This window comes from Nocardia sp. NPDC059154, from assembly GCF_042755705.1.
Lineage (GTDB): Bacteria > Actinomycetota > Actinomycetes > Mycobacteriales > Mycobacteriaceae > Nocardia.
The window spans coordinates 81,281-101,030 of record NZ_JBHZCS010000021.1; the positions used below are offsets into that span (position 1 = coordinate 81,281).

The 19,750-nt window shown below is 69.7% G+C and carries 16 protein-coding genes and 2 pseudogenes; 1 reads left to right on the forward strand and 17 read right to left on the reverse strand.

All coding sequences use genetic code 11. The annotated features are described in order from the left end of the window. The 6 genes and pseudogenes from ACFXN1_RS19770 to ACFXN1_RS19795 form a co-directional block, all read right to left on the reverse strand. Window positions 1–529 (reverse strand): annotated as a pseudogene (locus ACFXN1_RS19770) (acetyl-CoA C-acyltransferase); the annotation flags it as partial. Then, on the reverse strand, window positions 522–1,622 hold the full coding sequence (locus ACFXN1_RS19775) for an LLM class F420-dependent oxidoreductase (protein ID WP_379439640.1): 1,101 nt from the start codon (window positions 1,620–1,622) through the stop codon (window positions 522–524). The gene ACFXN1_RS19775 and the pseudogene ACFXN1_RS19770, both read right to left, overlap by 8 nt. Window positions 1,623–1,636: 14 nt before the next feature. Then, window positions 1,637–3,097 (reverse strand): carotenoid oxygenase family protein, encoded by a 1,461-nt coding sequence (locus ACFXN1_RS19780; RefSeq protein WP_379439639.1) that lies wholly within the window; start codon window positions 3,095–3,097, stop codon window positions 1,637–1,639. 69 nt (window positions 3,098–3,166) lie between these two features. After that, the gene (locus ACFXN1_RS19785; RefSeq protein WP_379439638.1) at window positions 3,167–4,081 is read right to left on the reverse strand and encodes a winged helix-turn-helix transcriptional regulator; all 915 of its coding nucleotides are present in this window, start codon (window positions 4,079–4,081) and stop codon (window positions 3,167–3,169) included. A 44-nt stretch (window positions 4,082–4,125) separates the two neighbouring features. Further along, a complete protein-coding gene (locus ACFXN1_RS19790; protein WP_379401371.1) occupies window positions 4,126–6,078 on the reverse strand; it encodes an MFS transporter in 1,953 nt (650 codons plus the stop codon). Between the two features lie 322 nt (window positions 6,079–6,400). Next, a complete protein-coding gene (locus ACFXN1_RS19795; RefSeq protein ID WP_379439637.1) occupies window positions 6,401–6,904 on the reverse strand; it encodes a MarR family winged helix-turn-helix transcriptional regulator in 504 nt (167 codons plus the stop codon). Between the two features lie 58 nt (window positions 6,905–6,962). Here ACFXN1_RS19795 and ACFXN1_RS19800 point away from each other — a divergent pair, with 58 nt between their 5' ends. Beyond that, complete coding sequence (locus ACFXN1_RS19800; RefSeq protein WP_379439636.1) at window positions 6,963–7,553, forward strand: hypothetical protein; 591 nt, start codon at window positions 6,963–6,965, stop codon at window positions 7,551–7,553. On the opposite strand, the pseudogene ACFXN1_RS19805 reads toward ACFXN1_RS19800, so the two are convergent. The 11 genes and pseudogenes from ACFXN1_RS19805 to ACFXN1_RS19855 all read right to left on the reverse strand — a co-directional run bounded on the left by ACFXN1_RS19805 (window position 7,528) and on the right by ACFXN1_RS19855 (window position 19,735). Next, a pseudogene (locus ACFXN1_RS19805) lies at window positions 7,528–8,653 on the reverse strand (FAD-dependent monooxygenase). The gene ACFXN1_RS19800 and the pseudogene ACFXN1_RS19805 sit on opposite strands and share 26 nt — an antisense overlap. Continuing rightward, a complete protein-coding gene (locus tag ACFXN1_RS19810; RefSeq protein ID WP_379439635.1) occupies window positions 8,650–9,225 on the reverse strand; it encodes a TetR/AcrR family transcriptional regulator in 576 nt (191 codons plus the stop codon). Before ACFXN1_RS19810 ends, ACFXN1_RS19805 begins: the two are co-directional and overlap by 4 nt. 26 nt (window positions 9,226–9,251) lie before the next feature. After that, window positions 9,252–10,181, reverse strand: coding sequence for an alpha/beta hydrolase fold domain-containing protein (locus ACFXN1_RS19815; RefSeq protein ID WP_379439634.1), 930 nt, complete (start codon window positions 10,179–10,181; stop codon window positions 9,252–9,254). Window positions 10,182–10,376: 195 nt separating this feature from the next. Then, window positions 10,377–11,528 (reverse strand): serine hydrolase domain-containing protein, encoded by a 1,152-nt coding sequence (locus ACFXN1_RS19820; protein ID WP_379439633.1) that lies wholly within the window; start codon window positions 11,526–11,528, stop codon window positions 10,377–10,379. A gap of 108 nt (window positions 11,529–11,636) precedes the next feature. Then, complete coding sequence (locus tag ACFXN1_RS19825) at window positions 11,637–13,139, reverse strand: hypothetical protein (protein WP_379401367.1); 1,503 nt, start codon at window positions 13,137–13,139, stop codon at window positions 11,637–11,639. 151 nt (window positions 13,140–13,290) lie between these two features. Beyond that, window positions 13,291–15,156, reverse strand: a complete 1,866-nt coding sequence (gene iolD / locus ACFXN1_RS19830) for a 3D-(3,5/4)-trihydroxycyclohexane-1,2-dione acylhydrolase (decyclizing) (protein WP_379439632.1) — start codon at window positions 15,154–15,156, stop codon at window positions 13,291–13,293. Continuing rightward, window positions 15,153–16,055, reverse strand: a complete 903-nt coding sequence (gene iolB / locus ACFXN1_RS19835; protein ID WP_379439631.1) for a 5-deoxy-glucuronate isomerase — start codon at window positions 16,053–16,055, stop codon at window positions 15,153–15,155. The genes iolD and iolB overlap by 4 nt, the downstream gene beginning before the upstream one ends. Further along, the gene (locus ACFXN1_RS19840; RefSeq protein ID WP_379439630.1) at window positions 16,052–16,945 is read right to left on the reverse strand and encodes an aldolase; all 894 of its coding nucleotides are present in this window, start codon (window positions 16,943–16,945) and stop codon (window positions 16,052–16,054) included. The genes iolB and ACFXN1_RS19840 overlap by 4 nt, the downstream gene beginning before the upstream one ends. After that, window positions 16,936–17,874 (reverse strand): 5-dehydro-2-deoxygluconokinase, encoded by a 939-nt coding sequence (iolC, locus tag ACFXN1_RS19845; RefSeq protein ID WP_379439629.1) that lies wholly within the window; start codon window positions 17,872–17,874, stop codon window positions 16,936–16,938. Before iolC ends, ACFXN1_RS19840 begins: the two co-directional genes overlap by 10 nt. Then, on the reverse strand, window positions 17,871–18,683 hold the full coding sequence (locus ACFXN1_RS19850) for an ATP-binding cassette domain-containing protein (RefSeq protein WP_379439628.1): 813 nt from the start codon (window positions 18,681–18,683) through the stop codon (window positions 17,871–17,873). Before ACFXN1_RS19850 ends, iolC begins: the two co-directional genes overlap by 4 nt. Continuing rightward, window positions 18,680–19,735 carry an ABC transporter permease gene (locus ACFXN1_RS19855; protein ID WP_379439627.1) on the reverse strand — a complete coding sequence of 352 codons (1,056 nt, stop codon included), beginning with the start codon at window positions 19,733–19,735 and terminating at the stop codon, window positions 18,680–18,682. The genes ACFXN1_RS19850 and ACFXN1_RS19855 overlap by 4 nt, the downstream gene beginning before the upstream one ends. Between the last annotated feature and the right edge of the window lie 15 nt (window positions 19,736–19,750).

Consider the following 19,750-nt stretch of genomic DNA (forward strand, 5'->3'; position numbering starts at 1 on the left):
CCTTTCGATGCGACCGCACCGCGAAAGCGTCCAGTTCGGGCCGGGTGATGCCGTACTCGGCCGCCGTGAGATCGGCCGACACCCCGATGGTGACGAACCCGGTCCGCTCCCCCAGATCGGCGTCCCCGGCGATGGCCGGCCGATCCGCCAGCATCGGCACCCGCGACATCGACTCCACCCCGCCCGCGACGATCACATCCGCGAACCCGGCCGCCACCCGCGCCGCCGCGCCCTCCACCGCGTCCAGACCGGAACAGCAGAGTCGCGAAACCACCGCCCCCGGCACGGAATCCGGCCATCCCGCCCACAACACCGCGGCCCGGGCCACGTTCGCGCCCTGCTCCCCCACCGCGGTACTCACCCCGACCAGCACGTCGTCGACCGCGGCCGGCGGACAGCCCCGTTCCTCCAACGCCGCCAGCAACTGCCCGAACAATTCGTACGGCGGAACCTCTGCCAAGGTGCCCCCACCCTTGCGCACCCGCCCCCGCGGCAACCGCACCGCGTCATAGACGAACGCCTCACTCATCGATATGCCTCCGCTGTTCTGCCGACTCCGGGTCGGACTCTTCTCCGCCAGTCTCCGGCACTCCGGGGCCCGATCCCGTAACGATCCCGGTGAGCGCGTCGAGGGTCCGATATCCGGCCGGGTCGTCGGCCGTCGTCACCGGCACGATGACCACCTCGTCGGCCCCCGCGGCGCCGTACTCGCCCAGGCGCGCCGCCACTGTTCGGGTATCGCCGAACATGCCTACGGCTGCGGGCAATTCGTCTGGAATGGCCGCCAGCACCTCACGCGGATGGGCTCCGCCGTGCGCCAGCCGGACCACGTCTCCGAATCCGGCCTCGGTGAACATGGCGTCATACCCGGGAGCGCGCAGGTATCCGACGACACCCTGCCGGACGGTCGTGTACATGTCGGGGTCGGGATCCGCGGCCGCGATCACCCACACGGAGACCGGCGGCGCCGCGCGCCCGGCCCGCGCGGCGAATTCGCCTATCGCGGTGACACATCGGGCAACCTGGGCCGGGGTCACCAAGTTCAGCACCACCCGATCGGCGCAGCGCGCGGCGACCTCCAGCGCCCGCTCGCCGAAGGCCGCGACAATGATCTCGGCGGACCCATCCGGTCCGTACACGCTGTGGGCCAGGGTCGGGCGCAGGGCGGGCAGGCGGAGGCGGAATCCTCGTATGCGTTCGATCAGGCCGTCGTATTCGACCTTCTCCCCGGCGAGCAGGGCCCGCGCGATGTGGGTCGTTTCCTCCAGATGCCGTGCGGTGCGGTGCCTTCGGCGGCCGTGCCAGTCGCGGACCACCACTGTGCTGGAGGTGCCCAGGGCGATGTCGACCGGGCGGCCGGTGAGGGCGGCGACCGTGGCCGTCCCCATGGCGATGGTCGCGGGGCTGCGGACGCCGACGGCGAGCGGGCCGAGACACAGCGGGATCCGGCCCGGGGCCCGGCCGATGGCGGTGGCCAGGGCGAAAGCGTCGAAGGTCGCCATCTCGCCGACCCAGAGGCGGTGGAAGCCGAGCTTGTCGGCGGCCTCGGCCACCAGCAGGGCGTCCAGGGGTTCGCGGTTCTGCCAGTACGGGAGGCTGACACTCAGATGCGGAAGGGGCACGCGGACAACCTTTTTCAGGAGAGCGGGCGGGCGGCGGCGCGCATGCGGTCCCCGCTGACCCAGGTGGCGTGGAAGCCGAGCGGGACCCGGACCGGCAGGCCGAGGCGGCACACGGGGCCCGCGGTGAGGTCGGCGGCGTCGTAGATCCACACCTCGCCGAGGCCGGTGTGGTTGTTGTGGGCGAACATGGTGAGCCAGGCGTCGTCCTCGGCGGTGCCGCCGGCGCGCGGGACCACGGTGAGCTCGCTGCCGAAGATGCCGTCGCCGAAGGGCGCGGTCTGCTTTGCGCCCGTGCGGATGTCGTACTTGATGACGGCGTCGAAGATCATGGTGCGGTCGACCGACAGCCGCATCTGGTACGAGTAGCGCCCGGCGCGGCCGGCGCGGCCCTGATCGATGGCGGGGAACTCGGTGTTGACGTCGTCCATGACCTCCTCGCTGGTGGCGCCCGTGCGGAGGTTGAAGCGATACCTGTGCAGCTTGGCTTCCGGTCGCAGATAGGCCAGCAGCTGGGCCAGGGGGTGAGCGCGGTCGGACACCGGGCTGGGTTCGGAGACCCGGCAGACCACCAGGACGATCTCCTCGCCCTCCTCCCAGGAATTGACGGTGTGGTAGATGTAGCCGGACTCGGCCTCGAACCACTTCGCCTGCGCCCCTTCGCCATACCGCGGCAGCACCGCGAACCGGCTGGGCAGCGTGCGGTCGAAGAAGATCTTGAAGCGGCCGGCCGCGGCCGCGCGCGGATCGTTGTAGAGCGGCAGATCCATGAGGATCGAATGGTTCTCGGTGATCGCCATGTCGTGCGGCAGGCGCGGGCCGGGTAGTTCCAGCCCGGTGAAATGCGTGACGGTGCCGCCCGGGTCGGCCACCCCGTAGCGCAGATACGGCGAATGGATGCCGTAATCGAAGAACAGCAGTTCCTCGGTGCGCTCGTCCACCTTGGCGTGTGCCGACACCTCGCCGCGCAGGGTGCCCTGGAAGGTGTCGACGCCGCGGGTCTCGAGGCTGACCGGGTCGAGCGCGTAGGGCTTGCCCGCCCGGTACCACAGGGCCAGCAGATTGCCGTGGTGGTAGACGACATCGGTGTTGGCCGCATTGCGTTCGCGGCGATCACCGGGCGGATTGTGGTCCCAGGGTTCGATCACGCCGCGCCACAACGTGGTTCCCGCCGCGTGCTCGGCATCGAACTCGCCCGTGCGGATGAAGCGGTTGCGGTAGGTGGCCCGGCCGTTCTCGAAGTGGACCGCGTGCAGCATGCCGTCGCCGTCGAACCAGTGGTAGCGGCCGATCGGGGCGAACTGCGGATTGGGGCCGTTGCGGACGTAGACGCCGTCGAGGTCGGCCGGCAGTTCCCCGTGCAGCACAGTCGGATTCGTGGCCGTGGTCTCCTGCGCGCAGGGCGCGTACGGACCTTCCAGATACGGGTTGGTGAGCGCCTCGGCGGCGGGAGCGATGAGTTCTTCGTTGAGCGGCATGCGAGGCCTCCAGCGACCGGGAGTCGACGCCCGGCGAGATTCACTACAGTTAATGAAGTGATACGCGTCTCACTGAGGGCTGTCAAGAGCCGGGCGCGCGGCCGGCGGCTCGAAGCGCACGTCCCGCCGGCCGAGCACGGCCGCGCAGCCCCGGCAGCGCAGCGCGGGGACCAGCACCGCGCCGCATTCCTTGTGCCGGAGGCTCAGACCGGGTTCCGGGGTCTCCGGATGTGCACGCTGGGACCAGGCCAGCAGGAAGGCGAAGACCCCGAACAGCGCCCGCCCGCGCGGGGTCAGCCGATAGTCGCGCCCGTCCGGCTCGGGCCGCTGCAGGATGCCCGCGTCCACCAGGCGCGCCAGCCGTTCGGTGAGCGTGGTCGGCGAGATACCCAGTGCCGCACGGAAATCCGAGAACCGCCGCGCCCCGGCCAGGGCCAGCCCGGTGACGGCCGCGCTCCACCGGTCGCCGATGGCCTCCATGATCTCGTCGAAACGCGCGTCGCCGCGGGCGAGCGTGGCCGCCCGCACCGAGCGCCGGCGGCCGGAGGTGAGGCGCCACAGCGCATCCCGATCCAGTTCCACCTCGGTGTCGTGGGCGGTGACATCGCGGCCGCAGCCCCGGCACATGACGACCGGCGGGCCGCGATGCCCGCACAGGGTGTGCGTGAACTCCGGCAGCAGCGCCCACTCGGCCGTCCACTCCCGCTGCCAGGACCAGACGCAGACCAGGATCTCCCAGGTCGCCAAACCCAGGTCGGTGAGCCGGTATTCGTAGCGATCGGCCGAACCCGGCCGGGGCGTGCGCACCAGTACCCCGGCATCGACGAGCGCCGCCAGCCGGGCGGTGAGCACGGCGGGCGGCGCTGCGGTGCGATCGGCCCACTGGGTGAACCGGCGCGCGTGGTCGACGAAGGCGTGCCGCAGGATCGTCAGCGTCAGGCGATCACCGAGCAGATCGAACGTCGCGGCTACCGGATTCGTCACTTCAATAACTGTACTTCATGGGCGGGAACCTGCACGGTTTCCGCCTACTCGGTCATGGTCGCCAGCTCACGCTCCACGGCCACGTCGTGCTCGGCCGCCTCCTCGGCCGCCTTCTTCGGGCTCCAGTGTCCGGCCATGATGAACACGAACGGGATGAAGCAGATCTGCGCGACCAGGCAGATCCACCACCAGCGCTTCCACTGCTTGGGCGAGTCGATCTGGGCCTGCTTCACGTCCTGGCCGTGCGCGGACAGGTAGGCGAGATCGTCGGCGGGTATGGCGCTCACGGCCTTGAGCTTGGCGCTCGCCGCCGTCAGGGCCGGTCCGGTCTGGGACGCGACCGCGAGCTGATCGACCGGAACCTTCTGCGCGGCGGTGATCCGGGCGATGGCCTGATCCGGCGGGATGTTGAACTTCTTCGCGACCTGGCCGACCGCGGTCGCCGCGCTCGCCTGATCGTTCGGGTTCGTCATCAGCTTCACCAGGACCTGCGTGTCGATCGCCTGGAGCGTGGCCAGCTCGTCCGGGTACTTGGCATTGAGTTCGACGGTGGTCTTCACATCCGAGGCGGAGTCGCCGGTCAGCTTCACCAGTGCGGCGACCTGTGCCGCTTCGTCATTCGGATTCTTACCCAGGGCCGTGAGCGTATCCGCGCCGACGGTCTGGATGGTGGCGATCTCCTCGTGGTACTTGGCATTGATGGTCTGCAGCCGCGGACCGTAGTTCACCAGCGTGCCCGCGGCGGTGACCACGAACAGCAGACCCAGCAGCACGAATGTCACCACGGTCCGCAGCACGCCGCCCCACACCGCGAGCCCGACCGCCGTCGCCGCCGGATTCCGCTTCTCCACCGTCTCGGTGAAACTGGCCATCCAGGTGGAGTAGGCGATGCCGGTGCCGACAGCGGTGAAGCTCATGACTGCCGCGAAGGTGTAGTAGTCGGTGCCCGGTTTGTCGGTGTAGCTGAGGAACAGGTAGCACCCGATGATGCTGATGATCGCGCCGAAGACCATGAACGGTTTGCGCACCTTCATCGCGTCGGACACGATGCCGGTCAGCACCAGTGAGATGGCGGAGGCGATCCAGTACCAGTTGCCCAGCGAATTGGCCTGTGCGGCGGTGAAGCCGAAGTTGGTCGCCATGTAGACCGGCAGGAACGAGACGATGGTGTAGAAGAACGCCAGGAAGATCGAGATGGCCAGCGCCGAGCCGACGATGTCGAGATGCATCATCTGCTTCCACTGATTGCGTTCCAGCGCCTCGACATCCAGTCCGCGCGCTCGTGCCTCGATCAGCGCCTTGTCGCGCAGCGACACCATGATCTGGTCGCGCAGTCTCGGACTGAGCTCACGCAACCCGATCAGGCCGAACACCGAGATCACCGTGCAGATCACGCCGGCCAGCCGGTAGTGGAACTGCCAGTCCGGGTGGGCGTCGAGGGTGTGCGTGGAGATCTCGGTGGTGACCAGCGCGCCCAGCACCGGGCCGAGGGTCCAGAACCCCATGGCGGAGGCGCGATCCAGCTGCGGCGAGAAGTCGCGTACCAGCGCGGGCGTGGCCACCAGCACCGCGCCCTCGACGATGCTGATCATGCAGTAGACGGCCAGGTACGCCTCTTTGGTCGTGCACTGCGGTTGCGCGAACAGCGTGAGCAGCGAGGTGATCACCGTGCCGTAGGCGACGATATTGGCCCGCCCCCACCGGTCGAGCAACCCGGTCACCACCGAGGCCACGGCCCCGAAGGCCGCGCCGATGATAAAGATGCCGACGAAGTACCGGAAGCTCAGATTGAAGTAGGCGATCAGCTGATTACCGACCGCGCCCGACACGAACAGCTGGTAGTACAGCGCGACCGACACGACGACAACGAGGAACAGATACCAGGATCGGGCGGGCGTTTCCGGATAGTGCGGCAGCTTGCGCCGCCACAGTCCGGTGACCAGCGTCGGCGGGGGAAAGTCCGCGGCCGGGTGTACCGCGGTCGGTGTGCTACTCATGTTCGAGACGCCTTTCTCTCCACGGCGTTTCGCGCAGCCGAAAAGCCCTTCGCGACGCAGCACGAGCAGCCGGGTGACAACAGGGTAGCGGTCATGAGTGACTTGAATCACTGTTACCGAAATCCGCACTGGACAGTTGTGACAAATTGCGTTTTCCAGACACTCGCAGCGAAGTTGCCGACGGACCCTCCCCAGAAGAGCAGCAGAGTCCGGCAATCCAGCTCCGGTGGCGGCTCACCCAGGACCTCGGGGCGGAGAACAACGACTGAAATTGCCGAGGGCACAGGGATTCCGAGGGCAGGTCGGCCCTCGCGAGCAGGGGTCAGTCGGGTCTCATGACGGCCGTGGATTGGCGAGGGCCCGTGGCGTAGGAGGAGCCGGCGCCGCTGATGATGGCAAGCAGGGTGGAGCGGAGGCGGGAGACCTCGGCGGCGCCGATGATGGCGTCGAGGTGGGCATCGAATTGTTGGACCACGGTGAGGCCCGCGTCGGTGACCGCCCAGCCGCGCGGGGTGAGCCGGACCAGGCGGGCGCGGCGGTCGGCGGGGTCGGGGACGGTTTCGACGTAGCCGTGGCGTTCGAGGTGGCGGATCAGTTCCCCCATGGCCTGTTTGGTCATGCCCGCGCGGTCGGCCAGCACGCTGGAGCGGGTGCCTTCGGGGTCGATGACCTGGAATACCGGCGCATGCGCGGCGCGCAGGTCGGTGAATCCGGCCGCGGCGATGCCCGCGTCGAGTTCGGCGGCCAGCGTGCGCGCCGCCGCCGTCAGCAGATTCCCCAGCGGCGGCGGGCGATCCGACAGCGGATTAGTCAGGCGCTTGACCATTCCCGGGCTCCTCCCTAGGCTTTGGTCAAGCACCTTACTATCAAGGCCGGAGGGGATCATGGCCGCCCGAACCATCGCAATCGTCACCACCGCAACAGCATTGATGGTCGAACTGGGCTGGCTGTTGGTCGCCCACGGCTCGATCGGCTGGATCACCGCGATCGTCGCTGCCGTGGTCACGGCTGTGGTGATCACCGGCGCCCGTATACGGGCCCTGGTGATCGCGGCCCGAATCCTGCTCGGCGCGCTGCTTCTCGGCTCGGTCGCCGATCGCTTCGGCCTACTGGGCGGGCCCGGAACCAGCGGAGTGTCCTGGGGCGACTACAGCGCGTTCGTCGACTACACGCGAAAGCTGTTGCCGCACCCACTCGCAGCGCTGGCACCGGCCGCGGCGGCCACGGCCACCGCGGCGGAATTCACGCTGGGTGTCGCATTGCCCGCCGGCCTCGGCGTCCGGTACGCCGCCGCGACCGCGGCCGCTCTGCTCACCGCGTTCGGCCTGGCCATGGCGACGTCGGTCGGCGTCAGCGACATGCTGTCCTACGCCGTTCCCGTCTTCGCCACCGGCGCCGCAGTGATCGCCACGACGGTGGCACCGGAGCGCCGGAAACGCACCCCCGAAGTCAGCGCCGTAGGTATTTCCCGATGACGTCGGCGGATTCGCTGATCGCGCCGACATAGCCGTCGGGGCGGACCAGGACGTAGGTGCCCGGGGCCACGTCGTAGCCCTCGCCTACCGGCACAGCGATCGCGGGAACGCCGAGGTCGGGTGCGGGGGCGCCAAAGGCCAGCAGGGTGTGATGCGGTCCGCGGAAGGCATCGAAAAGCCTTGTGCCGGAGGAGGTTGAGGCCCTGTCCCCCGGCCGAGGAATGCACGTGGGCGGTGTCGCCCGCCAGCAGCACCCGACCCACCCGATACCGGTCGACCATGCGGACGCTCACCCGGTACAGCGAGATCCATCGCAGATCGTGCAGGTGGATGTCGGTGCGGCCGGAGCGGTCCGCGCACAGTCGGCACACCTCGTCCAGGGTCAGGTCCGGCACCTGGTCAGCGGGCATCGAGGCGACGAACTGGTAGCGGTCGCTGTCCGGCAGGTTCCACAGCGAGAAGCGGTCGCCCACAGCGCCGTTCCCGGTCAGGATGCGACAGAACCGGCCGTCCAGGCCGTCGGCGCGCACGTCGCCCATCAGGGTGCGTTCGGTCTCGAAGGTGTCGCCCGCGAAACCGACGCCGAGCGCCTTCCGTACGGTGCTGTGTCCGCCGTCCGCGGCGACGAGGTAGTCGGCGCGAATCTCACCGTCTGCAGTGTGCGCTGTGACGCCGGTGGAATCCTGTGTGACACCGATGATTTCGGTGTTCCACTCGACCTGCCCGCCGAGCTCGGTCAGGTGGGCGTGCAGGATTTCCTCGGTTCGCCATTGCGGAATGAGCCAGGTGTCGGGATAGGGCACCGCCGGTGAGGCAGTGAGGCCCGGAGCACCCAGCATCTCGGAGACCGTGCGCTCCCACACCACCTCCCGCCCGTGGTGCAGGCGGAATTTCGGGAAGGGCTCGCCGCCGGCCTGGATGGCGTCGAGCACGCCGAGATCCTCGAGCACCTCGAGGGTGCGCGGTTGCAGACCCTTGGCCCGCGAACCCGGGAAGACCCCGGCAGCCTTGTCGACGATGCGGAACGGGACGTGATGGCGGGCCAGGTCGCAGGCCAGGGTGAGCCCGGTCGGGCCGGCGCCGACGATCAGAACGGTCACCGCGTGGTTCCTCGAGGCTGGAGTAGGACGAGTAGGACGTCGTCGACCAGGCGGTCGATGAAGGCGGCATCGAAGGGGGCGCCGATCTGCAACTGGCGCATGATCATTGCCTCGGCCACGTCGTGAATGAGTTCGGTATCGGTGTCCCCGGGTAGCTCGCCACGGGCGATCGCGCGGTGCAGCGCGTCGTGGAACGGGGACAGCTCCTCGTTCTCCGTGTGCTCCCGGAGCGCGGCGGCCAGCTCCGGATCATGACGCATGGCGGCGATCAGGCCTTCGATCATCGCGGCGATCTGGTCGGACGCCTTGTCGCGCAATGTTTCCAGCACCGCCACCAGATCGCCGCGCAGGCTGCCGGTATCCGGGATGTCGGCATTCTGCTGGGCGTCGTGGGCGTCCAGCGCCGCCTTGATCAGCTCGGCCTTGTTGCGCCAGCGGCGATAGATGGTCGCCTTGCTGGCATTGGCACGCGCGGCCACCGCGTCCATGGTCAATGCCGGGTAGCCGCGCTCGGCCACCAGGTCCACGGTTGCCGCCAAGATCGCGTCGACACGCTGTTGTCCTCGAACCACGACTGAAGAGTACGACACGGTTTCGTTCACCCCGCTGATCCCGGCACCCGCGACAGGCCCCGATCGATCCCGCCGACACCGACGAAGGCGGCGATCTCGTCGAGCGCGCGCCGCGCCTCGGGAATCGGGAATAGCGGCCAGACGTGCGGCATCCCCGGATACTCGTGCCAGGTCAGCGGAAAGCCCGACGCTGTCGCCTTCGACCAGAGCCGATGGGCGTCGGCACCGAGGATCTCGCGCGTCCCACTGAAGAGGGCGATCGGCGGCAGCCCGTCCAGACTCCCGAACAGCGGGCTGACCACGGGGTCGCTCAGGTCGAGATCACCGGCGAACATCCGGGTCAGCACTCGTAGCCCGCGGGCGGGGATGATCGGGTCGATCCGGTCGAGTTCGTCGATCACCGGATCACTGACGGTCGCGTCCACCAGCGGCGAGAGCAGGACCAGCCGCGCCGGCGCGGGGAGTCCGCGGTCGCGGGCCTGCATCGCCAGGGACAGCGCGAGGTTGCCGCCCGAGGAATCACCCATCAGCGTCAGCTCGTCGCCGGATGCCCGGTCGGCATAGAGGGATATCAGCCACGCGAAGATCTCCCGGGCGGTGTGCTCGGGTGCCAGCGGATACATCGGAACGGTGACCGAACAGTGCAGCAGCTCCGCCAGTTTCGCGATCGTCTCCCAGTGCGGGTCGGTGATGGGCCGCACCCAGCCGCCCCCGTGCAGGTACAGCACTCGCCGCCGAGGCTGCCCGGATCGCGGACCCAGGACATAGACGACGTGTCCCTCGAACTCCTCCTCCCGTACGTCCAGCCGCGCCCGGAACCCGGCCGATGGCACGGCGGGACCCTTCCGCCGATCCGCCGCGATCGTCTGCCGAATTCGCTCGTCGCCGTCGAGACCACGCCGAACACACAGCACTCGCATCGCGCACATCATCAGATGCGCTCTAACACTGGACATTTCAACCCTCCCCGCACTGCCGATCATCAGGACCTCCAAAGTGTACGAAACCGTTTCGTACACTTCAAGCCCATAGTGCACTTTGCTGCTCAGCAGGTGCTCGGCGCGCATCGAGACTTCCTGACGGAGTGTCCGGACCGCGCCGCATACAGGGGCGCCGGATGGCTTACGCCATCCGACATCTGGGCCTCCCGGTTACAGGGCGCTGTAGGTGGCGGCGACCAGATCGTGGGCGCGGCGATCACCGGAGAGCCAGTCGCGGCGCAGGTTCGGAGTGAAGGCGATCGCGACACGGTTGTCGAGGTCGCCGAGGCCGAGTGCGCCGCCCGCGCCCGGGTGGCCGAACGCCGAGGAGCGGGCGGACTCGGGGAGGATGAAGTTCTCACACGGGAGCATGTATCCGAGCCCGAAGGCGCTCTCCAGCAACAACACCGAGTCGGGACCGCGCACCTGTTCACGCACCGCGTCGCGCAGCACGGCCGTGGGCAGCAGCGCGCCGCTCAGCAGGTCGCTGTAGAAGCGGGCCAGCGCGCGAGCGGTGGCGACCAGGCCGGAGGCAGGCCAGCCGCCCGCCAGGACCTCCGGCTTGTTGTACGAGCCAACGGGATTCGTGGAGGCGCGCATCACGAGTGAGCCGGGGTCGCGGTAGGCGGCGGCCATCCTGGTGACCGTGTCCGCATCGATCGGGCCGGGGTCGGTCCAGGCCATCTCCCGAGCGGGCGGGAAGGCGGTGCGCGCGGACCGCTGCGCGATGTGGGGCGGCGCGCCGATCCACAGCTCCGCGCCGAAGCGGCGGCGCACATAGTCGCCGACCGTGGATTCCGTGTGCCTGCGGACGAATTCGCCGACCAGCCACCCGAAGGTCAGCGCGTGATAGCCGTGTTCGGCGCCGGGCGTCCAGATCGGTTCCTGTGCCGCCAGCAGCGCCGCCATGGCCGCCGGATCCGCGGCCTCCTCGACCGGGACCGGGCGGTCGAAGGCCGGCAGCCCGGCGCGGTGGGCCAGCAGGTCGGCGAGCGTCGTCGATTCCTTGCCCGCCGCACCGTATTCCGGCCACCAGGTCGTCACCGGTTCGTCCCAGCCGATTCCCCGGTCGTGGGCCACGGCGAGGGCGGCCGTGGCGGTGAGGGCCTTGGTGCAGGAGAAGGTCACCACGGGGGTGTCCCGCCCCCAGGGCCGGTTCGCCCGCGCGTCCGCCACGCCGCCCCACAGATCGACGACCGCCCGGCCGTCCACGAAAACGGCGACCGCCGCCCCCGCGTTCTGCCCGTCGGCGAAGCTCGATTCGAACACCTCGCGCACAGCCCGGAAGGCGGGATCGACCTCGCCCTTCACGAATCCGCTCATGACCGAATTATGAACACGTTCTAGTTTTGTAGGCCAGTGCCCAGCACGACATGCACCGGCACCGGATACCTCGTGGAGATATCCGGTGGGCAGCTGACAGCTCGCCGACTACTCGTCGACGCCGCGGAAATACAGAATGTTGGAGCCGTGCGAGGCGAGCGGCCCGGCCTCGGCGGCCTGGCGAATACCACTGCCGGGAAGACAGGTGAGCTTGGTGAACATGGTGGTATTACCGAACGCGGAGCGAACCTGGGTTTCGGAGGCGTAGTCCGCGCCGTAGTCGGACAGGACCTTGAAATCCAAGGGGGCCAGCGGCTTTTCGAGCGGCGTCTGGGCCGCGGGAAGACCGAGGGCCGCGTACTGGGTGGCGGCGCCGCCTTCGTACCAGCACAGCTCGTAGGACATCTGCTCGGTGGTGGTGACGCTGACGACCGGCCACTCCCGCGACAGGCGCAGCGCCAGCGGGTGGCGGCCGACGGGAGCCACCTCCCAGTTCAGGCTCTTCACCGAGACCCAGTGCTCGGAGACCTTCTCGATCAGGACCACGTCCCCGCCGAGTCGTTCGGCGCGGTTGGGCTCGGGTTCGGGTGTGCTCCAGTGCTTTTCGTCGACACCGAGATATGCCGAGCTGGGCACGGGTTGCGCGCCGTCGGCGGTGTAGGCGGCGAGGATGGCCGCGCGCACCAGGGTGACGGCATTGCGCGAGGAGCAGCGCACGCTCAGCGCGCCGAAGGAGGTGCTGATCTCCACCGGCTTGGACGGCTGGTCCGGCAGCGCGCCCGCGGCGATCGGTTTGAGCCCGACCAGGGCCAGCTGCCAGTTGATCTCCTCGATGGTGGCCAGGTCACCGGCCGTCTGATAGAGGATCTGCTGCTGGGTCAGGTAGCCCGCGCGTTCGAGGGTGGCGCACTCCAGCTTGCGCAGGGCGGTGACGGTCTTGCTGGTGAATCCGATGTCCTCGACCCGGATCTCGCGCAGCCGCTGCGTCATGGCCGGGGTGGTGACTCCCGCGTAGCACTCGCGGTACATGGCCAGCGCCTGCTTGCGCTGGCGGCCCACCATGAGGGTGCGCAGCAGGGTGTTCAACGAGGCGAGGTAGCGGTTGGCCTGATCCGGGTCGGCGGCGAAGAGCCCGGCGCGGATGCGCACCGCGTCCTCCCCCGCGGCCACCGCGGCCTTGGGGTCCAGCCGGCACAGCCACACGCTGCACTTGGACAGCGCGTCCGCGGACGCGCCCGCCGCGAGCGGATAGTTCTGTGCCACATGCCGATACGCCTGGCAGGCATTGCGGATGGTGGAGGTGGCCAGCTCCCGGTGCCCGATGGTGCGGGCGGCCTGCTCGAACAACCGCAGCGCCTCGGTCACCTCGGCGGCGAAGGGCGCGGTGACATGCCCGGCGGTGAGCCAGCGCAGCCGGATGAGCACCGCCTCCTGCGCGGGCTCCAAAGCCGAGGCCGACCGATCCCGCTGGGCCGGGTCGTTCTTGGTGGCCATGAGCGCGCGGGCGAGCTCGCACAGCGAGGTGGCCAGTGCCAGCTCGGTTTCGGGCGTCCGGTCCCGCGCGGCTCCGCGATCCGCGGCCACCTGGCGCTCGATGGCGCTGAGATCCATTGCGACCTTCAAATTCCCGTAACCCGTGCACGCGCCTTCCCGATCGGCGACCGTCCGCGTGTTTGCGCCGAGTCTGCCATATATTCGGCGCGCGGGTCGCCCAACCGGCGGGATGCCCGGAGTTCCGGGTACCCGGGCGTGGCGGCGTCGATCATGCGGGACGCGTGTAACGCAGTTGCCCGGGCTTGTTCCGATCGTATTCGGCGCGTCCCGAGAGATGCTGCGGCACACCGACTTCCCACCAGGCGCCGGCCTCGGTCCAGGTCGACGGGCGGGTGCGGACCACCACGACCGCGGGCCGCTGCCCGGTGCGGGCGGCGTCGCGGGCGCCGGCGTAGGCGTCGCGGAACTCGCCGAGTTCGCTCGCGGTGAACACCGCGCAACCCAATGCCCGCGCGTGCGCGGCGAAGTCGACTCGAGGCGGGGTGACGTGATTGGTGCGGCAATCCGCGTAGAAGTTGTTGAAGGGCTCGGCCCCCTGTCCCTGCTGCAGTCGCGCGATGACCGCGTACCCGTCGTTGTCACAGACCACCGCGACCAGCGGATGTCCGGCGAAGGCGGCGGAGAAGAGCTCGGAGTTGAGCATCAGGTAGGAGCCGTCCCCGAGCAGGGTGGTGACCAGACCCTCCGGTTCCGCGGCACCGGATTGCGCCCGGGCCAGCGCCGCGCCCCAGGCTCCGGCGAGCTCGTATCCCATGCAGGAGAAGCCGTATTCGACATCCATGGTCGGTACGCCACCGGCCGCGCGCCAGCCGCCCACCAGTTCGCCGGGCAGCCCGCCGGAGGCGGTCATGACGTAGTCGGAGGCGCCGCTGAGATCGTTCACGGCGCCGACGATCTGCGCATAGCTGGGCGTCCCCGGCGTCGGTGCGCGCAGTTTGTCGATGTGCGCGTCCCAGTCCGCCCGGACCGCGGCGGCCCGTGCCGTCCAGTCCGGGTCGGCGAGCCACTCGCCGACTTCGGGTTCCAGGTCACGCAGGGTGGCGTCGGCATCGCCGACCACGGCCAGCGCGCCGTGCTTCACGGCGTCGAAGCGGGCGGTATTGATGTGGACCAGACGGACTTCCGGCGCGAAGACGGTCCAGGACGCGGTGGTGAAGTCCTGCAGGCGGGTGCCGACCGCCAGCACCACGTCCGCCGCCGCCGCGAGGGTATTGGCCGACGCCGCACCGGTGATGCCCAGCGGTCCCGCGTACAACGGATGGTCGTGTGGGACCAGCGTGCGGCCCGCGGTCGTCTCGGTCACCGGAATCCCGTGGCGCTGAGCGAATTCCAGCGCCTGCCCGCCCGCACCGGAGTACCGGACGCCACCGCCGAGGACGAGCAGGGGACAGTGCGCGTCGCGCAGGACGCGGGCGGCCTCGGTGATGCCGCGCCGATCCGGCCGCGGACGCGGGACGTAATGGACGACCAGCTCGAACAGGGCGTCCGGAAAGTCGTAGGTCTCGGCCTGCACGTCCTGCGGCAGGGCCAGAACCACGGGCCCGGCCTCGGCGGGGTCGGTGAGGATCCGCGCCGCCTGCGGCAGGGTCGCGAGCAGTTGCTCGGGCCGGGTGATCCGGTCGAAATAGCGGCTCACCGGGCGAAACGCGTCGTTGACCGTGACGGTGGGGTCGCCGAAGTGCTCGACCTGCTGCAGCACCGGATCGGGCGCGCGGCTGACGAAGGTGTCCCCGGGGAGCAGCAGCACGGGCAGCCGATTCGCGTGTGCCACACCGGCGGCCGTCACCATGTTCAGCGCGCCCGGCCCGATCGAGGAGGTGGCGATCCCGACCTGCCGCCGCTGCGTGGCCTTGGCCAGCCCGACCGCCGCCAGGGCCATGCCCTCCTCGGTGTGCCCGCGCCAGAGCGGCAGCTCGTCGCGATGCTCGGCCAGCGCGGTCCCGAGGCCGAGCACATTGCCGTGCCCGAAGATGCCGAAAGCCGCGGGGAACAGCGGCACTTCGTCGCCTTCGAGGGTTTCCGAGCGCTGGGCGATCAGCCAGGCCACCAGTGCCTGCGCGGTCGTGAGCCTCATGCGAGCCGTCCTTCGTGGGAGGTGACCGGGCACCGCGGATCCGCCGCCTGGCTCGCCCATGCCGCCCGTATCCAGGCGTGCGCGGGGTCGTCGCAGAAGGCCATGGATCGCTCGGGCGCGGGCCCGGCCAGCACGTTCAGGTAGTACATGGGGTACCCGGGCGCGGCCGTGCACGGACCGTGATAGCCGTGCGGCACCAGGAACACATCGCCGTCCCGGACCGCCACGGTCTCGTCGAGCGCTCCGTCGGCAGTGTAGATGTGGTGCATCCCGAAACCCTCGGGCCCCGTGGTGATTCCGTCACGCCCGGCGATGCGGAAGTAATAGATCTCCTCGTTGACGACCTCGCACTCGGAGGCCTCGTCATGCTTGTGCGGCGGATACGAGGACCAGTTCCCGTCGGGCGTGAGCAGCTCGCACGCGTTCAGCTTGTCGGCGTGCGTCCACGCGCCCGGCGTCCCGAAGTTGGTGACCTGCCGCGTCGCCCGCCCCGCCCCGCGCACCTCGACCGGAACCCGCTCGGCCGGACCGTATTTCGGGTCCAGCCGTTTCGTGCAGCGCGCCATCGGCAGCGCCACCTCGATCCCGTCCACCGTCGCCAGCTCCACCTCCGCGTCGCGCGGCACATAGGCGAAGTCGGTCACGCGGGTGAAAACCGAATCCCGCCCGGCGAGTTCGAGCACCAGCCCGTCCACCCGCACGGTGCACGCCCCGGCCAGCGGCAGCACGAACGCCTCGAACTCCCCGGTGCTCACCACCCGCCGCTCCCCCGCCGCCAGCCGCAGCACCCGCAACCCGGCGTAGGCCCAGCCCGCGTCCTCGGGGGTCAGCAGCACGGGATCGCCCGAATCCGCCAGCGTTCCGGCCGGTCGATGCAGATCCTTCATCGTCGAGCTCATCGTGCCGCCTCCAGCACCTCGGCGGCGGCCTGCACCGCGCCGGCGACATCCCCGTCCGGCGGGTAGAGCAGGCTGCGGCCCACCACCAGGCCGCGCGCGACATCGTGGCGCAGGGCCGCGCCCCAGGAGGCGAGATCGGATTCCGGGTCGCCGGAGGGCGCACCGCCGAGGATGACGACGGGGAGTGTGGTGGCGTCGAGCACCGAGACGTCCTCGGGCGCAGGTATTTTCAGCCAGGTGTAGGCGGAGGTGACCCCGAGGCCGGAGGCGACGGTAATGGCTCGCTGCAGTGAGGCGGAGTCCTTGTGCATGGCCAGCGCGCCGTCGGCATCGCGGGCGTAGGGCAGCGGTTCCACCATGGCCATGAGCCCGTGTTCGGCCAGTTCGGAGACCGCGCGGGCGCAGGCCTCCAGGGTCGGGATGGTGCCGGGATCCGAATCGACCAGGCGCAGCAGCATTTTCCCGCCGTCGAGGCGGTACTTCACCAGCGCTTCGGCGTCGTAGCCGGTGAAGCGGTCGTCGATCTCCCAGTCGGCGCCCGCCAGCCCGCCGCGGTTCATGGAGCCGATGACGATCTTCTCGTGCACGGCGTCCAGCAGCAGCAACTCCTCCACGATGTCGGGCGAGCCGAGCACGCCGTCGACGGCGGGGTTGGCCAGCGCGATGAGCAGCCGTTCCAGCAGGGTGCGGCGGTCGGCCATGGCGGTGCGGTCGGCGCCGACGCCGAGCGCGCCGCGGGCCGGGTGGTCGGCCGCCACCAGGAACAGGGTGCCCCGGTCCGACAGCAGGTTCGCGCGTCGCCGCCGGTCGGCGTAGGCGCGCCGGACGGCCTCGGGGTCCGTGGCTCGGGTGTGCAGCAGTTCGTACCACCGCGCATCGTTCAGGTGCACAGCATCTCCTCGATCTCGGCATCGGTCGGCATGGCATCGGCGCAGGCCAGCCGCGATGCCACCAGTGCGCCGGCGGCATTGGCGTAGGCGGCCAGGCGATGCGGAGCCCAGCCGGACAGCAGCCCGTGGATGAGCGCGCCCCCGAATCCGTCGCCCGCGCCCAGCCCGCACAGCACCTCCACCCGGCAGGGCGGCACCGTCCAGCGCTCGGAGCCGGTGGCGATGAGCACGCCCTCCGCGCCGCGCTTGACCACGGCCAGCCGGACTCCGCGGGCCAGCAGCCGGTCCGCGGCCGCGTCGGGATCGGCGGTGCCGACCGCCACCTCCACCTCGGTCCGGTTGCCCACCACCACGTTCACATGATCGACCATCCAGCCGATCTCGGCGCGTGCCGTCGCCGCATCGGGCCAGAACATGGGCCGGTAGTCCAGATCCAGGACGGTGTGCCCGCGCCGGGCCCGGCGTTCCAGGATGGCCCGCTGGGTGGTGCGGCCGGGTTCGGCGCTCACCCCGGTGCCGGTCACCCACAGCAGCGGCACGGAATCGACCACGTCCCAAGGGATCTCGTCCTCGGTGAGGGTGAGGTCCGGCGCGATGGGCGCGCGATAGAACAGCAGCGGCGGGTCCGCGGGCGGCTTCAGTTCGCAGAACACCACCGGCGTCTGCAGTCCCGCCGCCGTCCCCACGTACCGTGCCGACACCCCGAACCCTTCGAGGGCGTCGCGCACGAAATCCCCGAACCCGTCCGGCCCCACCTTGGTCAGCACCGCGGCGCGGCGGCCCAGCCGCGCCGCCGCCACCGCCACATTGGTGGCCGTGCCGCCGAGGAATTTCGCGAAGGTCGTCACCTCGGCGAGCGGCACCCCGCTCTGCTCGGGGTAGAGGTCGACGCCGACCCGGCCGATCGTCAGCACCTCCAGCTCGGTCACGGCACCACCCTCTCCAATTCGTGTTGCAGCGCCTCGAGTTCGGCGCCGCCGGCCATCTGCCGGGTCAGCTCGGTGAGATCGATCGCGGACTTCTCGTAGCTGCCCAGCGTGGCGCCCCGTTTGAGGAGCAGGAAGCGGTCGCCGACCGGGTAGGCGTGATGCGGGTTGTGGGTGATGAGCACGACGCCCAGTCCGCGATCGCGCGCCTGCACCACATATCGCAGCACCACACCGGCCTGCTTCACGCCCAGGGCCGCGGTCGGCTCGTCGAGGATGAGGACCTTGGCCCCGTAGTGCACCGCCCGCGCGATGGCCACGCACTGGCGCTGACCGCCGGACAGCGTGCCGACCGGCTGCTCCAGATCGGGGATGTCGATCCCCATGTCCGCCAGACCCTTTCGCGCGATGTCCTGTGCCTGCCCGCGGTCCAGCAGCTCGAGCGGGCCATAGCGCTTGACCGGCTCGGAGCCGAGCACGAAGTTGCGCCACACGCTCATCAGCGGCACCACCGCCAGATCCTGGTAGACGGTGGCGATGCCGAGGTCCAGCGCCGCACGCGGCGAGGACAGCCGCATCGATTGCCCCTCGATGCGCAGCTCCCCGGTGTCGTGCTGGTGCACGCCCGCCAGGATCTTGATCAGCGTCGATTTGCCCGCGCCGTTGTCGCCCAGCACGCAGGTGACCTCACCGGCTTTCACCACCGTCGACACGTCGCGCAGCGCCACCACGCCGCCGTAACTCTTTCCGATGCCGACCGTTTCGATGAGCGGCATCGCGGTCCCGGCGCTGTCGTTATACGTCGCGGTCATCGGCGTACCCTTTCCGCCCGCTTCTTGAATGCGTTGTTGACCAGCACGGCCGAGAACAGCAGCACGCCGAGGAACAGCATGAACCAATCGCTGTTCCAGCCCGCCAGCACGATGCCCTGCCGCGCCATGCCGAAGATGAGCGCCCCGATGGCCGCGCCCACCACCGAACCGAACCCGCCGGTGAGCAGGCAGCCGCCGATCACCGCGGCGATGATGTACTGGAATTCCAGTCCCACACCCTGATTGGCCTGCACACCGGCGAACCGCAGGAGGTTGCACGCGCCCACGATCCAGCCCGCGAACGCGGTGGTCATGAACAGCAGGATCTTGGTGCGGGTGGCCGGCACGCCCACCGCGCGGGCGGTGGGCAGCGAGCCGCCGACCGCGAAGATCCAGTTGCCGAACCGGGTGCGCGCCAGCACGATCGCCGCGATGGCGGTGACCACGATCCACCACACCACCGACGCCTGGATGCTGGCATTGCCGATCTTGGTGGTGGAGGCGAAAACCCAACCGGCGGACTGATATCCGTCCGCGCCGCGCACGCCCGAGACCTGCACGGTGCCGGTGGCCCAGCGCGTCACACCGAGATTCAGGCCCTGCAATGCCAGGAAGGTGCCCAGCGTGACGATGAAGCTCGGCAATCCGGTGCGCATCACCACCCACCCGTTGAGCGCACCCACCGTGAGCGCGAACGCGAGCGAAACCACCAGCGCGAGCCACACATTCCAGCCCGCGTGCACCGCCAGCAGCCCGGTGATCAGCGCGGTGGAGGCGGTCATCACGCCGGTGGACAGGTCGAATTCGCCGCCGATCATGAGCATGGCCACCGCCACCGCCATGATGCCGAGCGTGGAGGCGTCGTCCAGCCAGGTCGAAATGCCCAGTGGCTTCAGGAATTTCGTGGTGACGAGACCGAAGAACACGAAGACCGCCACCGCGCCCAGCAGCGCGCCCACCTCGGGGCGGGCCACCAGCCGGTTGAGGATGGCCAGCCGATCCGGCGGCGGCGCGACCGTGGTGGTCTCGGATGTCGTTGTCGTCGTTGTCATCTCATCGTCTCCCGC

What these genes read in the sequence shown, in the direction of transcription:
- ACFXN1_RS19800 (WP_379439636.1), top strand. Translation starts at nt 6,963, where the DNA reads ATGGCCGCCCGAACCATCGCAATCGTCACCACCGCAACAGCATTGATG.
- ACFXN1_RS19820 (WP_379439633.1), bottom strand. Translation starts at nt 11,528, where the DNA reads ATGAGCGGATTCGTGAAGGGCGAGGTCGATCCCGCCTTCCGGGCTGTG.
- iolB (WP_379439631.1), bottom strand. Translation starts at nt 16,055, where the DNA reads ATGAGCTCGACGATGAAGGATCTGCATCGACCGGCCGGAACGCTGGCG.
- ACFXN1_RS19850 (WP_379439628.1), bottom strand. Translation starts at nt 18,683, where the DNA reads ATGACCGCGACGTATAACGACAGCGCCGGGACCGCGATGCCGCTCATC.
- ACFXN1_RS19815 (WP_379439634.1), bottom strand. Translation starts at nt 10,181, where the DNA reads ATGTCCAGTGTTAGAGCGCATCTGATGATGTGCGCGATGCGAGTGCTG.
- ACFXN1_RS19780 (WP_379439639.1), bottom strand. Translation starts at nt 3,097, where the DNA reads ATGCCGCTCAACGAAGAACTCATCGCTCCCGCCGCCGAGGCGCTCACC.
- ACFXN1_RS19795 (WP_379439637.1), bottom strand. Translation starts at nt 6,904, where the DNA reads ATGGTCAAGCGCCTGACTAATCCGCTGTCGGATCGCCCGCCGCCGCTG.
- ACFXN1_RS19790 (WP_379401371.1), bottom strand. Translation starts at nt 6,078, where the DNA reads ATGAGTAGCACACCGACCGCGGTACACCCGGCCGCGGACTTTCCCCCG.
- ACFXN1_RS19855 (WP_379439627.1), bottom strand. Translation starts at nt 19,735, where the DNA reads ATGACAACGACGACAACGACATCCGAGACCACCACGGTCGCGCCGCCG.
- ACFXN1_RS19825 (WP_379401367.1), bottom strand. Translation starts at nt 13,139, where the DNA reads ATGGATCTCAGCGCCATCGAGCGCCAGGTGGCCGCGGATCGCGGAGCC.
- iolD (WP_379439632.1), bottom strand. Translation starts at nt 15,156, where the DNA reads ATGAGGCTCACGACCGCGCAGGCACTGGTGGCCTGGCTGATCGCCCAG.